Genomic DNA, 13,075 nt, shown 5'->3' with positions numbered 1-13,075 from the left:
CTGGCTCTGACCGAGCCAGGATCCGTCGTCATTCAATGGCGATGTGGGGCCGACGGGATTCGAACCCGCACTGGTGCGGACCTAAACCGCATGCCTCCTGCCGTTGGGCTACGGCCCCTTGAAGCTGAACTCCACCAGCGTCCACGGCCACTCCATCCGGCGCGGCAGTCGCCTGCCCAGTGGGAAGCCGGTGGGAGTAACCGCATCAGGATCGTAGACCACCTCGGGCGCAACGACCGCAGGCCGTCGCTGACCTGCGTAGGTGGAGGTCTGGCTGTGGCAATTAGGGCAGAGCAGACGGAGGTTGCGTGGTCGGTTGTCGAGAAAATCGCCATTGATGTGGTCGACGTGCAGCGTCAGTTTGGCGCCTTGCCACGTTGACCCCGTGCCACACACCTCGCAGGTCTCGGGTAGGCCGATTGTTGCCAGGGCGCGTTTGAGGCGGACTCCCGGGATTCGCCGAGAGTCGGGCGGCAGCACCACCAGCAGTTCCGTCGGGGACACCCGTCGCCACCGCACGCCTCGATTGTGTGCCTGACCGGTGAAGTGTGACGTGTCGATGCCGAACCGCTTGAGCTGCCGGCTGATGTGCGCGTGCGAGCCGCCGCTGACGCGTACGCCGAGCAGCCGCATCACCTCGGTGATGTTGCGGGCGGCGGCGGCAGCGGCGGCCAGTGCTTCGGGCGTGTACTTGTATCGGACCACTGACGGACCGTAGCGAGCCGGTACGACAGGTCAGTCCAGGCCGAGGTCGCGGCGGAGTTTGGCGACGTGCCCGGTGGCCTTGACGTTGTAGAGCGCGCGTTCGATCTTGCCGTCGGCGTCGATCACGAAGGTCGAGCGGATCACGCCGGTGACGGTCTTGCCGTACAGCTGCTTCTCGCCGTACGCGCCGTAGGCGATCAGGACTGCCCTGTCCGGGTCCGACACCAGCGGGAAGGTGATCGCGTCGCGCTCGCGGAACTTCGCCAGCTTCTCCGGCTTGTCCGGGGAGATGCCGATGACCTCGTAGCCGGCGGCCTGGAGGGAGGCGAGCGAGTCGCGGAAGTCGCAGGCCTGCTTGGTGCAGCCGGGGGTCATCGCGGCCGGGTAGGCGTACAGGACGACCTTGCGGCCTCGGAGGTCGCTGAGGGAGAGCTGGTCGCCGGTGTCGGTGCCGAGGGTGAACTCGGGGGCGGGGTCACCGGGGGAGAGGCGGTCGGGCGCGGTCATTGCTCGACGATACCGCCGCGCTGGCGAACTCCGTCGTCGGCGACCCGCAGCCGGTCGCGTGTAGATCGAGGCACCGCCCGGGATGCCGAGGCGTCGGCACGTCGCGGGCGTCCAGAGTGCGGGAGAGGTCGGTTGATTGCCAGGAGGTCGAGCGCCCGAAACTTGCCGTTCACGGGCCTGACCTGGAGGAGGTGATCAACGCCATGCGTTGTTGCCATGCTCTGGCAACAACGACTGATGGGAAATAGGCTGAGGCCCGCCGGCCCGCTCGGGCCAGCTCAGGCGTGGGAGGTCGCGTGGAGACACTGGCGATGCACATCTCGAACGGGATCATCGACGGTCCCGTGGCAGCGGTCTTCGCTGCGCTCGCTCTGGCCGCGCTGACCGTCTGCGTTCTGCGCGGCCGACGGGACCTGGACGACCGACTGGCCCCGATGGCCGGCCTGGTGGCGGCCTTCATCTTCGCCGTCCAGATGCTCAACTTCCCGATCTTCACGGCCGGTGTCAGCGGGCACCTGCTCGGTGGCGCGCTCGCCGCCATGCTGGTCGGCCCGTGGGTCGGTGCGCTCTGTGTGGCAGTGGTGCTCGTCGTGCAGGCGCTGATCTTCGGCGACGGCGGCGTGGCGATGCTCGGCCTCAACATCACGAACATGGCGTTGCTCGGCACTGCCGCTGCGTACGCGCTGATCGCGCTGCTGTTGCGGGTGCTGCCCCGCACGCGGGCCGGCCTGGCCGTGACCGCGTTCGTCGCCGCGATGCTCAGCGTGGTCGTCGCCTCGCAGGGCTTCGTCCTGCAGTACTGGCTCGGCGGCACCACCGACCTGGGCGGCAACCTGGCCGGGCTGGCCGGCACCATGGCTGGCGTCCACCTGCTCATCGGCATCGGCGAGGGCCTGATCACGGCGACCACCGTGCTCACCGTCGCGAAGGTGCGCCCCGACCTGGTGTACGCGCTGCGTTCCCTGCGTACGCCCGCCGTCCCCGCCGTCCCGGTCGCCGGAGGTGTCCGATGAAGAACCGCTCCTGGGCCTTCCTGGCCGGCGGCCTGCTGGTCGCCCTGCTGCTCGCTGGTGTGGTCAGCAACTACGCCTCGTCGCACCCGGACGGGTTGGACTCGTCACTGCTCAAGGGCTGCACCGTCGACGCCGACGACAACATCGTCGGCGGGAGCTGCCCGGCGCAGCAGGCCCGCGACCACGAGTTGGCCGACAGCCCGCTCGCCGACTACGCCGTCCGCGGTGTGCAGAACAGTTTCGTCTCCACCGGCCTGTCCGGGGTGCTCGGTGTGCTGGTGACCTTCGCGATCGGCGCCGGCGGGTTCTGGCTGCTCCGCCGGCGGGGCACCCCGCCGACCGACGGTGACGCGCCGACGCCCACGCCCACCGACGGTGACGCGGCGGTGCCCACGCCCACCGACGGTGATGCGACAGCGTCGCGCGCCGGCACGGCCAGCTGAGCAGGGGTACGCGGATGGGTGCCGGTCACGGGCACGTGCTGTACCGCGAGTCGGACTCGCCGGTGCACCGGCTCCCGCCCGAGGTCAAGATCGTGGCGATGGTGGTCTTCACCATCGCCGTGGTGGCCACCCCGCGCGAGGCGTTCTGGGCCTTCGGCGCGTACGCGGTGCTGGTGGCCGTGGTGGCGGCGCTGGCCCGGGTGGGGCCACGGTGGTTGCTCAGCCGAGCGTTGATCGAGCTGCCGTTCGTGCTGTTCGCCGTCGCCCTGCCGTTCCTCGGCAGCGGCGACCGGATCGAGGTGCTGGGTCTGCGGCTGTCCGAGGACGGGCTGCACGGCGCGTGGAACATTCTGGCCAAGGGCACCCTGGGGGTGCTCGCCTCGCTCCTGCTCGCCGCGACCACCACCACCCGGGATCTGATCGTGGGGCTGGACCGGCTGCACTGCCCGCAGGTGCTCACCCAGATCGCCACGTTCATGCTGCGCTACCTGGACGTGCTGGTGGGCGAGGCCCGGCGGATGCGGGTGGCCCGGATCTCCCGGGGCGACGACCCGCGCTTCCTGTGGCAGCTGCGTGGCTTCGCCGCCGGGATCGGGGCGTTGTTCCTGCGCGCCTTCGAGCGCGGCGAGCGGGTCTATCTGGCGATGCTGTCCCGGGGTTACACCGGGCGGATGCCGGCCGTGTGGCAGGGCGAGGGTGCGGCGAGCGCCGGTCAGTGGCTGGTCGCGGCTACCGTGCCGGTGGTGGCGGCCTCCATCGCCGCCACCGCCGTCGTCCTGTCATGATCGGTGTCGTGCAGACCGCTGTCTCGCTCGACGTTCGGGGTGTTCGCTACGCGTACCCGGACGGGCACGTCGCCCTGCAGGGGGTTGACCTGGTCGTGCCGCGCGGCGACCGGGTGGCGCTGCTCGGGCCCAACGGCGCCGGCAAGACCACGCTGGTGCTGCACCTCAACGGCATCCTCAGCCCGACCGAGGGGAGCGTGAGCGTCGGCGGGCTGACTGTCACACCGGACCGGGCCACCCTGGCCGAGGTGCGTCGCCGGGTGGGCATCGTCTTCCAGGACCCGGACGACCAGTTGTTCCTGCCCACGGTGGCGGAGGACGTGGCGTTCGGGCCGGCGAACCTGGGTCTGCGGGGGGCCGAGTTGGCCGCCCGGGTGGACGAGGCGCTCGCCGCGGTGGGGATGGGTGAGCACCGGGACCGGGCCCCGCAGCACCTGTCGTTCGGGCAGCGCCGCCGGGTGGCGGTGGCCACGGTGCTCGCCATGCACCCGGAGATCCTGGTGCTCGACGAGCCGTCGTCGAACCTGGACCCGGCGGCCCGTCGTGAGCTGGCCGAGATCCTGCGCGGTCTGCCGGTGACCCTGCTGATGGTCACGCACGACCTGCCGTACGCGGCGGAGCTGTGTGAGCGTTCGGTGATCCTGGACGGCGGCCGGATCGTCGCCGACGCCCCCACCAACACCCTGCTCAACGACCCCACCCTGCTGGCACGGCACCGCCTGGAACTGCCCTACGGGTTCACCCCGCAGCCGTAGACCCACTCTCGGCGGGCTCGACCCGTGGTGCGGCCGCAGTGCTGCGGGAGGCGGCGTGCAGGCGCAGGATGCCGGCGGCTGTCGCGCCGGCGCCGGTGATCAGGAAGAGCGCCACCAGCACGCGGGCGGTCGTCGGCGGCCAGGGCACCGGGGCGATGGCGCGGGCGAACACGGCGGCGTTCGCCGCTCCGGCGAAGAGCGCCAGGCAGGCCCCGGCGAGCGCGACCACGAAGTCGGCGGCCGGGCGGCGGCGTAGCGCGTACCAGCCGGCGGCTATCGCGCCGAGGCCGGTGAGCAGGGACCAGATCTGCCCGGACAGCAGCCCGACCAGCACGCCACCGACGCCCTGGGCGCCGGCGTCCAACTCGCGTCCCACCGGGTAGCCGACGGTCAGCGCGCCGCCGACCATCAGCAGCACGCCCAGCGCGGACAGCGCGCGGGCGCCGGCCGGGCCGGCGGCGGGGAGCAGGCCGAGCGCGCCCACCGCGAGCAGCCCCACGATGGTCACCGCCCACCAGGTGTACGCGTCCGGTGGCGGCACCCAGTCCAGCGTGCCGCCGATCGCCACCGGGTCGGTGCCGTCGCGCAGCGGGATGCTCCAGTTCCGGACCCGGTGTTCGCGCTCCGGTGCGGCGCGGACGGCGGCCGGTGGAGCGGACTCCTGCCACAGCGCGCGCTGGTCGTGCCATCGTGCCGTGGTGCCGTCGGCGATCCGCCGCCAGACCGGTGCGGCGGCCGGGTCGGCCTCGGCCGGGAGCGCGGTCTCCCCGGTGATGGTGCTGTTGAGGTACGTGGCGGGGGAGCGGCTGTTCTCGAAGACCCCGTCCGGGCCGACGCGCAGGTACGGCTCGCCGGAGTAGCCGATGACCTCGATGGTGCGGCCGGTGTGGTTGGTCAGCTCCAGTCGGGCACCCGCCTCGATGACGCGTACCTCAAGTCCTGGCCGCGCCGGTGCGACGCCGGTGGTCCGGGTGCGGTAGTCGGTGCCGTCCGGGGCGTCCGCGCCGTGCGCGGCGGCGGGCGCCGCGCTGATCACTGTCGCGAGGCCGGCCGCGGCCGCGACCAGGCCGGCGCGGCCCAGCAGGGTACGGATCACTTGCCGGCCGCCGCCACGGCTGCGGTGAGCGCGTCCGGGGTGGGGTTCTCGACGGCTTGACCGTTGACCCTGACGGTCGGCGTGCCGGTGACGTTGTTCCGGCTGGCGTCGTCGGTGACGTGTTCGGTCCACGTCCGGTACGTCTGGTCCTTCACGCAGGTGCCGAAGGAGCCCCGGTCGAGGCCCACGCTGGTGCCGATGTCGATCAGCTGGTCGTCGGTGAGCCCGGCGCTGCCCTCGGGTGGCTGTTGGGCGAAGAGCGCCTTGGCGTACTCGTGGTACTTGCCGCCGGCCGCGGCGCAGCCGGAGGCGGCCGAGGAGCGGGTGGAGTACTCGGTGGTGGAGAAGCGGTTGAGGTACGCGACCGGGTGGTAGACGACAGTTGCCTTGTTCTCGGCCACCAGTTGTTCGAGCGTCGACCCGCTGGTCTGCTCGAACTGCTTGCAGGCCGGGCAGAGAAAGTCCTCGTAGACGTCGACGGTGACCGGGCCGTTGCCGGTGACGATGCCCGTGCCGGCGCTGTTGGCGCCGGGCGGGGTGGTGAAGTCGTCGGAGCGCTGGTTGGACCAGACGGCCCAGCCGACGACGCCGGCGATGACCAGGACGACGACCGCGGCGGCGGAGACCCAGATCGTGCGGCGGCGACGCCGTTCGCGGGCCAGTTGCTCGCGGACCACCCGGGCGGCGTCCCGCTGCCCCTTTCGACTACTCATCCTCGTCCTCCACAACGGGTTCGCCGGACAACCACCCGTCCACCGATACCGGCGTACGCGGCCAGATCAGCAGAAATCCGGCTAGAACCAAGAATCCCAGGTCCCGGAGGATCTCCGGGAGGTAACTGGGTGCCTGCCCGGCCGCCAGCTGCCCGCCGCTGCCGAAGCAGCCGCAGTCGATGGCCAGCCCTCGCGACCAGGCCGAGGCGATCCCCGCGATGAAGACCACCAGCAGTGCGGCGGAGACCCCGGCGACGAGCCGGGTGGCCAGACCGAGCAGCAGCAGCACGCCCAGTGCCAGCTCGACGAAGGGCAGGGCCGCGCCGATCACTGTCGCCACGTCGTACGGCAGCACCTGGTAGGCGTTGACCGCCCGTCCGGAGGCGGCGAGATCGCTGACCTTCGACGCGCCGGCGACCAACCAGACGGCGGCGAGGCCGAGTCGGGCGGCGATGCCGAGCCAGGGGCGGACCACTGGCCACCGGCCGCCCCGGGTGGAAGGTGTCACGCTCATTTGTCGTCCCGTCCGCGCCGGAAGTTCCACTGTCAGCCGGTCAGGGCGTCGCCGACCGCCTCGACCAGGTCGTCGCGGGCCCGGGCGACCCGGGAGCGGATGGTGCCCACCGGCACCCCTTCGACGGCGGCGGCCTCGGCGTACGACAGGCCGAGCAGTTGGGTGAGCACGAACGCGGAGCGCCGCTCGGGACCGAGGCGGCGGACCAGGTCGGCGGCGCCGAGCTGGCCGGCCGGGTCCGGGTGCGGTCGATCGGTGTACGCGTTCGCCGTCAGTCGCTCGTCGAGCCGCCGACGCCGGATGACAGTGCGTAGGTGGTCGGCGCAGGCCCGCCGGGCGATGCCGAGCAGCCAGGTGCGGGCGCTGGAGCGACCCTCGAACGCGGGCAGCGCCCGAAACGCCCGCAGGTAGGTCTCCTGGGTCAGGTCGTCGGCGCTGTCCGGGTCGACCAGGGCGGCGGCGAACCGCCAGACGTCGGCCTGGGTCAGCCGGACGAACGCCGCCTGGGCGGTGGGGTCACCGTCGCGGGCGGTCAACGCCCACCCGGTTGCCGGGTCCCGGGCGACGTCGTCGACCGGCTCCGCCGGACCGGCGGCACCGGAGTCACGCGGGACAGGGATCACGACACACCAGGTTACGCGGCACCGGGCGACGCGTCAGGGTCGTTCGGCCCTTGGATGGTCTGCGCCACGTCGGGAACTTTTCCCCGACCCGGGCCGACTACCCGTTCATGACGTGCGATCTCCGACGCGGCCACCCCCCTCGGGTCGCCGAACGGGACACCGATCGGCGACCATGGCCGGCATGACTGTCGCCCCCCGCCGCTGGGCCGCCCGACTGGCCGCCGCCGCCGGCCTCCTGGTCACCGTCGTCGCCTTGTTGATCGCGCCAGCCACCTCCGCCAGCGCCCACGCGGTGCTGCAGAGCAGCAGTCCGGCTGCCTCATCCGTCGTGCCGAGCGGGCCGTCCGAGGTGGTCCTCACGTTCAGTGAGTCGGTCCGCAAGGTGCCCGGCAAGATCCGGGTCATCGCGCCGGACGGGTCCCGGGCCGACCGGGGCGAACCGTCGTTCAGCGGCGGCGTGGTGACCATCCCAGTGGACCCGGGCGGCGCGCGCGGCACCTACCTGGTCAGCTTCCGGGTGATCTCCGCCGACAGTCACCCGGTCTCCGGGGCGTTCACCTACTCGGTCGGCGCCGCCTCGACCCCGCCCGTCGACTCCGGCACGGACAGCCGCGCCAACCCGGTGGTGGGGACGGCGGTGAAGGTGGCCCGCTTCCTCGGCTACGCAGGTCTGGTGCTGCTGGTCGGCCCGGCGTTGGTGCTCGCCGCGCTCTGGCCGCGCCGGCTCTCCCGGCGGGGGCCGACCCGGCTGGCCTGGACCGGCCTCGGTCTGGTGGCCTTCGCCACCCTCGCCGATCTGTGGTTGCAGGTGCCCTACACCGCCGGCGGTGGTCTCTTCGACGTCACCGGTGAGGGGTTCGGCAGTGTCTTCGGCAGCGCCTTTGGCGCCGCCCACCTGGTCCGGCTCGGCCTGCTGGCGGCGTCGATCTTCCTGCTCCGCCCGCTGCTGGCCCGGCCCGCCGGTAGGGCGGACGCGATCATCCTGGCCGTGCTCGGCGGTGCCGCCCTGCTGACCTGGCCGCTGGCCGGGCACCCGGCGGCCTCCCCGGCGCCGGCGGTGTCGGTGGTGGTCGACGCGGTCCACCTGGGCAGCATGGCGGTCTGGCTGGGCGGGCTGCTCATGCTCGCCGTCTTCCTGCTGCGTCAGGCCGACGAACGGGAGCTGGGCGCGATCCTGCCGATCTGGTCACGCTGGGCGGCGCTCGCCGTCTCGGCGCTGCTGCTCGCCGGCACCGTCCAGGCGCTGATCGAGGTGGCCACCCCGCGGGCGCTGATCGACACCACGTACGGGCGTCTGCTGCTCGCCAAGATCGGGCTGTTCGCGATTGTCATCGCCGTGGCCGCGTACTCCCGGCACCTGGTGCGCAGCCGGGTCGCGGCGCAACGCCCGGCGCCGGTGCGCCGGGCGGTCCTGGTGGAGTTGGCAGTCACCGTGGTGGTGCTGGCGGTGTCCGCCACGCTCGTGCAGACCACGCCCGCCCGCACCGCCGTGGCCGGCCCGTCGGCCGGGGCCGAGTCCGGCTTCTTCAGCACCAGGCTGGACAACCCGTTGTTGGCAGTGGAGGTCGAGGTGAGCCCGGCCCAGCGGGGCAACAACTCGGTGCACCTGTACGCGTACGACAAGAACAACCAGCCGCTGCTGGTCGCGGAGTGGAAGGCGACAGTCGCGCTGCCCTCGGCCGGGATCGAGCCGATCGAGGTGCCGTTGCTGCGGTTGACGGACAGTCACGCCTACGGCGACATCAGCCTGCCGACCTCCGGCGAGTGGCAACTGAAGATCACCGCCCGAACGACCGACATCGACCAGGCCACGGTGACCGCCACCGTGCCCATCCGTTAGAGAGGTTCGCGAAACCCATGACCCGATTCCGGCGCACCGCAACCGCCGCTGCCGCCCTGGCGTTCACCGCCGCCGCCACCGCTGTGCTCGGCTTCGCCGGGCCGGCGTCCGCGCACGTCACGGTGAACCCGAAGGAGGCGACCCAGGGCGGCTACGCCCGGGTGGCGTTCCGGGTGCCGAACGAGAGCGACACCGCGTCGACCACCAAGCTGGAGGTCGTGTTGCCGGAGAACGCCCCGGTCGGTTCGGTGTCGACGATGCCGGTGCCCGGCTGGACGGTCACCACGGAGAAGCGCAAGGTGGACCCGCCGATCGAGGTGCACGGCAGTCAGCTCACCGAGGCGGTCTCCAAGATCACCTGGACGGCTTCCGGTGACGCGGGGGTGAAGCCGGGGCAGTTCCAGGAGTTCCCGGTGTCGCTGGGGCCGCTGCCGCAGGTCGACTCGATGATCTTCAAGACCCTGCAGACCTACTCGGACGGCAACATCTCGCGTTGGATCGACGAACCGGTGGCGGCGGGTGCCGAGGAGCCGGAGCACCCGGCGCCGGTGCTCACCCTGGCCGCCGCGGCCGCGCCGGCGGGTTCGGCCTCGCCGAGCGCCGCCGTCGCATCGCCCGACGATGATGACGACGACGACGGCAACGGGCTCGCTGTCGGCCTCGGTGTGGCCGGTCTCGTCGCCGGTCTCGCCGGCCTGGTGCTGGGTGGGCTGGCGTTCACGCGGACCCGCCGGGAGCCGGTCGCCAAGGCCTGACCCCGGTCTGACCCGCTGGCCCGCCGGATATTCCGGCGGGCCAGCGTGCTTTCCGCAGTCGGAGTCGGCCGTGCCGTGGATATCCCCTGATCAGGCGGGTTGCGTCGGTAAGGTCGGCCGGGTATTTGGCTACGGAGGGGGACGGTGCGGATGCGGTTCGTGCGGGCGATCGCCGGGATGCTGCTGTTGGTTGTGGGAATTCCGGCGCTGTTCGCCGGTGGCGGGCTGTGGCTGGTGACCCGACACGCCGACCCCGGCGGGGTCTTCACCGCCCGCTTCGAAACGGTCCGCACGCCCGGTCACGCGGTGGTGGTCACCGACCTCGACCGGCTGCTGCGACAGGAGGCGCCCTTCGCGCGTACCGCGCAGGCCCGGCTGCACCTGGACGCCCGCACCACTGGCGGGCCGGCGTTCGTCGGGCTGGCGCCCACCGCCGAGGTGCGTGGCTGGCTGGCGGCGGTGCCGCACGCCACGGTCCGCCGGGTGGCGCTGGCCCGGGGGCCGCTGCCGGTCCGGCTCGACCCGGCCGGACCGGCCATCGACACCCCGCGCACCGACCCGTCGGGCGCCGCGACGGCCGACGGCCTGGTCACGCCGCTGGGTCGGCCCTTCTGGGTACGCGAGGGAATCGGCTCGCTGGAGTGGAGCGCGGACGACCTCGCCGACGAGCCCATGAGCCTGGTGGTGATGCGCCCCGACGGCGGTGCCGACCTGGCCCTGGACCTGCGCGCGGAGTTGCAGGTCGGGTGGACCGGTCCGGCCGCCTGGGGTCTGCTGGCGGTCGGCGTGCTGCTGGTGGTGGGCGCGGTGCTGATCCTGCTGCGACCGCTGCGCCCGCGCGAGGTGATCTTCGTGGTCGAGCCGGACCAGGTGCCGGTGCTCGCCGGCCGCCTCGGGGTCACGTCGCTCAGTGGCCTGGGCCCCCGGAAGCCGGAGCCGACCGAGCCGTTGGCGGTACGTCAGCTCACCCCGGTCGGTGCCGGGGCGGCGGAGCGGTCCCGGTCGGCGATCGGTGCCCGCCCGGCCACCCTCGCCGACCTTGACGAGCCGGTACGGCTGCCCCGTCCGCCGGAGGTGACGCTGAGCCTCGCCTGGCCGCCGGCCGACGCGGAGGAGCCCACGGCCCGACCGGTGGTGGCCCCACCGGCTGACGGTCGGCCCGATGGCGATCCGGCCGGCTGACGGTCCGGCTGTTGCCGTGCCTGGTGGCGGCCGGCCGCTGGCGGCGGGTGGAACGGCGAGTGGCCCTTCGCGCTGCCGACGCGGAGGGCCACTCTCACCGGGGGATCGGTGCTACCCGAGCGACGCTTGAGGTAGATGAGGACAGGTTAGCGCCGATCATGGCTACTCGGGAGGTCTGTCCAATTGGTGCGATTTTCCGCACGCAGCCTCGACCGCATCGGCAGCGCGACCAGCAGCAGCAGACTGAGCAGCACGTACGTGTTCTGCAGGAGGAAGTCCAACGGGTCACGGGTGCGGACCGGCGCCACACCCCAGGCCTGGAACGTCACCACCCCGTAGATGGTCAGGGCGGTGATGCCCACCGCGAGGGCGGCCAGCCACCGACGTCGGCGTGCCTCGTCGGGGCGGTTGGCGCTCAACGCCGCGTCGGCGAGCAGCACCACCGCCGGCACGAACCAGTAGATGTGGTGGGTCCAGGTGATCGGGCTAGCCAGGGAGCCGACCAACCCGGTCAACGTCAGGCCGGTCAACGGGTCACCGGCCCGGGCCGCCCGGGCGGCCCGCCACAGCCCGTAGCCGGCGACCACGGCGACCAGCAGCAGCCAGAGCAGCCGGTCCGGCTTCTCCGGGGCGGTGAACCGGCTGAGCAGGCCGAACAGCGACTGGTTGCCGACGATGTCGGTGCGCCCCACCCGCTCGGTGGCCCACAGCTCGTGGGTCCAGAACCGCCACGAGTCGCGCGGGGCGATCGCCGCCGCCAGCAGTGTCGCCGCCGCCGCGGTCGCGCTCGCCACCGCGGCGGCCCGCCACCGGCGGGTGACCAGCAGGTACACGATGAAGATGCCGGGGAAGATCTTGAGCGCCGTCGCCAGCCCCACGCCCACCCCGGCCCAGCGTCGCGCCCGCGGTACCGCGAACAGCAGATCGGCCAGGATCAACACGACCAGCAACATGTTGATCTGGCCGAAGGTGATCGTCTCCCGGATGCCCTCCACCGCCAGCACCAGCAGGACGGCGGTGACCAGTGTGAACGTTCGGGGCAGGCCGTGTCGGTCGATCACCGGCATCACCAGCCACCGGGTGGTCAGCACCACTGCCAACACTGTCAACGCCGTGAAGATCGCCACGGTCGCGCCGAGCCGCAGCAGACCGAACGGCCACAGCAGCAGCGCACTGAAGGGCGGGTAGGTGAAGTACAGCTCGCCCTGCACCCGGTCGGGTTGCACGTAGTCGTAGAGCGGGTGGCCGACCCGCCACCAGTCCATCGCGGACATGTAGATCTTGAGATCGAAGAAGTCGTGCACGAGGCCGGGCAGGTAGAGCGCTGGCAGCACGGCGCTGAGCGCCACCACGGCGACCAGGCGACGGACCGTACGACCGCCGGGATCGTCTTCGGTGACGGCGGGCGGTGCGACGGGTTCTGCTGGCACCCCGAAACCCTAGCGGTCCGGTCCGCCGAGAGCGCGCAGCCACAGGGCGTGGGCTGCGCGTAGGCTGTCCCGGTGGCTGATCTCCTCGTCTGGATCGACTGTGAGATGACCGGGTTGGACCTCGGCAGGGACAAACTGATCGAGGTTGCGGCACTGGTCACCGATCCCGACCTCAACGTGCTGGGTGACGGTGTCGACGTGGTGATCCACGCCGACGAGGCGGCGCTGGAGGGGATGCCGGAGATTGTGCAGACGATGCACGCCAAGTCCGGCCTCACCGAAGAGGTCCGCCGCTCGGCGGTCACTCTCGCCGAAGCCGAGGACCTGGTCCTGGAGTACGTCCGCGGCTTCGTGAAGGACCCGCGTACCGCCCCGCTGTGTGGCAACTCGATCGCCACCGACCGGGGCTTCATCGCCCGGGACATGCCCCGCCTCGACGCGCACCTGCACTACCGGATGATCGACGTGTCGTCGATCAAGGAACTCTGCCGTCGCTGGTACCCCCGGGTGTACTTCGGCCAGCCGCAGAAGGGTCTCGCGCACCGGGCGCTGGCCGACATCCGGGAGAGCATCCGGGAGTTGGAGTACTACCGGCGCACCGTCTTCGTCCCGCTGCCCGGCCCGGATGTCGAGACCGCCAAGGCCATCGCCGCCGAACTCTGACCCCGGCCGCGCCGACCGGCAACCCGCTGGACGTGCCCGGCTGTGGTGTGG

Annotated in this window: 15 protein-coding genes and 1 tRNA gene; 8 read left to right on the top strand and 8 right to left on the bottom strand. The window is 72.1% G+C overall.

All coding sequences use genetic code 11. The features are described from left to right. Positions 1-44 precede the first annotated feature (44 nt). The 3 genes from IF22_RS0111895 to bcp form a co-directional block, all read right to left on the bottom strand. Positions 45-118 (bottom strand) — tRNA-Leu (locus IF22_RS0111895). Further along, positions 109-705: an HNH endonuclease signature motif containing protein gene (locus IF22_RS33720; protein WP_209444544.1), complete on the bottom strand. Its 597-nt coding sequence runs from the start codon at positions 703-705 to the stop codon at positions 109-111. The genes IF22_RS0111895 and IF22_RS33720 overlap by 10 nt, the downstream gene beginning before the upstream one ends. 30 nt (positions 706-735) lie before the next feature. Next, positions 736-1,212: a thioredoxin-dependent thiol peroxidase gene (bcp, locus tag IF22_RS0111885; RefSeq protein WP_030331222.1), complete on the bottom strand. Its 477-nt coding sequence runs from the start codon at positions 1,210-1,212 to the stop codon at positions 736-738. A gap of 296 nt (positions 1,213-1,508) precedes the next feature. Between bcp and IF22_RS0111880 the strand changes: the two genes are divergently transcribed. The 4 genes from IF22_RS0111880 to IF22_RS0111865 are packed head-to-tail and all read left to right on the top strand — an operon-like array spanning position 1,509 to position 4,208. After that, positions 1,509-2,225, top strand: coding sequence for an energy-coupling factor ABC transporter permease (locus tag IF22_RS0111880; RefSeq protein WP_030331220.1), 717 nt, complete (start codon positions 1,509-1,511; stop codon positions 2,223-2,225). Beyond that, a complete protein-coding gene (locus IF22_RS0111875; RefSeq protein WP_051708385.1) occupies positions 2,222-2,668 on the top strand; it encodes a PDGLE domain-containing protein in 447 nt (148 codons plus the stop codon). Before IF22_RS0111880 ends, IF22_RS0111875 begins: the two co-directional genes overlap by 4 nt. Before the next feature lie 14 nt (positions 2,669-2,682). Beyond that, the gene (cbiQ, locus tag IF22_RS0111870; RefSeq protein WP_030331216.1) at positions 2,683-3,453 is read left to right on the top strand and encodes a cobalt ECF transporter T component CbiQ; all 771 of its coding nucleotides are present in this window, start codon (positions 2,683-2,685) and stop codon (positions 3,451-3,453) included. Beyond that, positions 3,450-4,208 (top strand): energy-coupling factor ABC transporter ATP-binding protein, encoded by a 759-nt coding sequence (locus IF22_RS0111865; protein ID WP_030331215.1) that lies wholly within the window; start codon positions 3,450-3,452, stop codon positions 4,206-4,208. The genes cbiQ and IF22_RS0111865 overlap by 4 nt, the downstream gene beginning before the upstream one ends. Here the strand turns inward: IF22_RS0111865 and IF22_RS0111860 are convergent. From IF22_RS0111860 to IF22_RS0111845, 4 genes are read right to left on the bottom strand one after another with little or no spacing between them, the layout of a single operon-like run. Continuing rightward, on the bottom strand, positions 4,192-5,304 hold the full coding sequence (locus IF22_RS0111860) for a hypothetical protein (protein WP_081883805.1): 1,113 nt from the start codon (positions 5,302-5,304) through the stop codon (positions 4,192-4,194). The genes IF22_RS0111865 and IF22_RS0111860 overlap by 17 nt on opposite strands. After that, positions 5,301-6,017, bottom strand: coding sequence for a DsbA family protein (locus IF22_RS0111855; protein ID WP_030331213.1), 717 nt, complete (start codon positions 6,015-6,017; stop codon positions 5,301-5,303). Before IF22_RS0111855 ends, IF22_RS0111860 begins: the two co-directional genes overlap by 4 nt. Further along, complete coding sequence (locus IF22_RS0111850; protein WP_030331212.1) at positions 6,010-6,531, bottom strand: MauE/DoxX family redox-associated membrane protein; 522 nt, start codon at positions 6,529-6,531, stop codon at positions 6,010-6,012. The genes IF22_RS0111855 and IF22_RS0111850 overlap by 8 nt, the downstream gene beginning before the upstream one ends. Before the next feature lie 32 nt (positions 6,532-6,563). Next, a complete protein-coding gene (locus IF22_RS0111845; protein ID WP_030331211.1) occupies positions 6,564-7,154 on the bottom strand; it encodes a sigma-70 family RNA polymerase sigma factor in 591 nt (196 codons plus the stop codon). A 172-nt stretch (positions 7,155-7,326) separates the two neighbouring features. On the opposite strand from IF22_RS0111845, the gene IF22_RS0111840 reads away from it, so the two are divergent. From IF22_RS0111840 to IF22_RS36440, 3 genes are all read left to right on the top strand, one after another. Next, positions 7,327-8,994, top strand: coding sequence for a copper resistance CopC/CopD family protein (locus tag IF22_RS0111840; protein WP_030331209.1), 1,668 nt, complete (start codon positions 7,327-7,329; stop codon positions 8,992-8,994). Positions 8,995-9,011: 17 nt separating this feature from the next. Then, positions 9,012-9,749: a YcnI family copper-binding membrane protein gene (locus IF22_RS0111835; protein WP_030331207.1), complete on the top strand. Its 738-nt coding sequence runs from the start codon at positions 9,012-9,014 to the stop codon at positions 9,747-9,749. A 150-nt stretch (positions 9,750-9,899) separates the two neighbouring features. Continuing rightward, positions 9,900-10,931: a hypothetical protein gene (locus IF22_RS36440; RefSeq protein ID WP_051708383.1), complete on the top strand. Its 1,032-nt coding sequence runs from the start codon at positions 9,900-9,902 to the stop codon at positions 10,929-10,931. 146 nt (positions 10,932-11,077) lie between these two features. Here IF22_RS36440 and IF22_RS0111825 read toward each other — a convergent pair whose 3' ends face one another. Beyond that, entirely contained in the window at positions 11,078-12,361 is a 1,284-nt protein-coding gene (locus tag IF22_RS0111825) for a glycosyltransferase 87 family protein (RefSeq protein ID WP_030331204.1), read from the bottom strand. A gap of 72 nt (positions 12,362-12,433) precedes the next feature. Between IF22_RS0111825 and orn the strand changes: the two genes are divergently transcribed. Beyond that, positions 12,434-13,024 (top strand): oligoribonuclease, encoded by a 591-nt coding sequence (gene orn, locus IF22_RS0111820; protein ID WP_036411320.1) that lies wholly within the window; start codon positions 12,434-12,436, stop codon positions 13,022-13,024. Positions 13,025-13,075: the final 51 nt, after the last annotated feature.

It is taken from the genome of Micromonospora parva, from assembly GCF_000718515.1.
Taxonomy (GTDB): domain Bacteria; phylum Actinomycetota; class Actinomycetes; order Mycobacteriales; family Micromonosporaceae; genus Micromonospora; species Micromonospora parva.
Note: the sequence above shows the minus strand (reverse complement) of the source record. Positions and strands in the feature narration are given on the sequence as shown.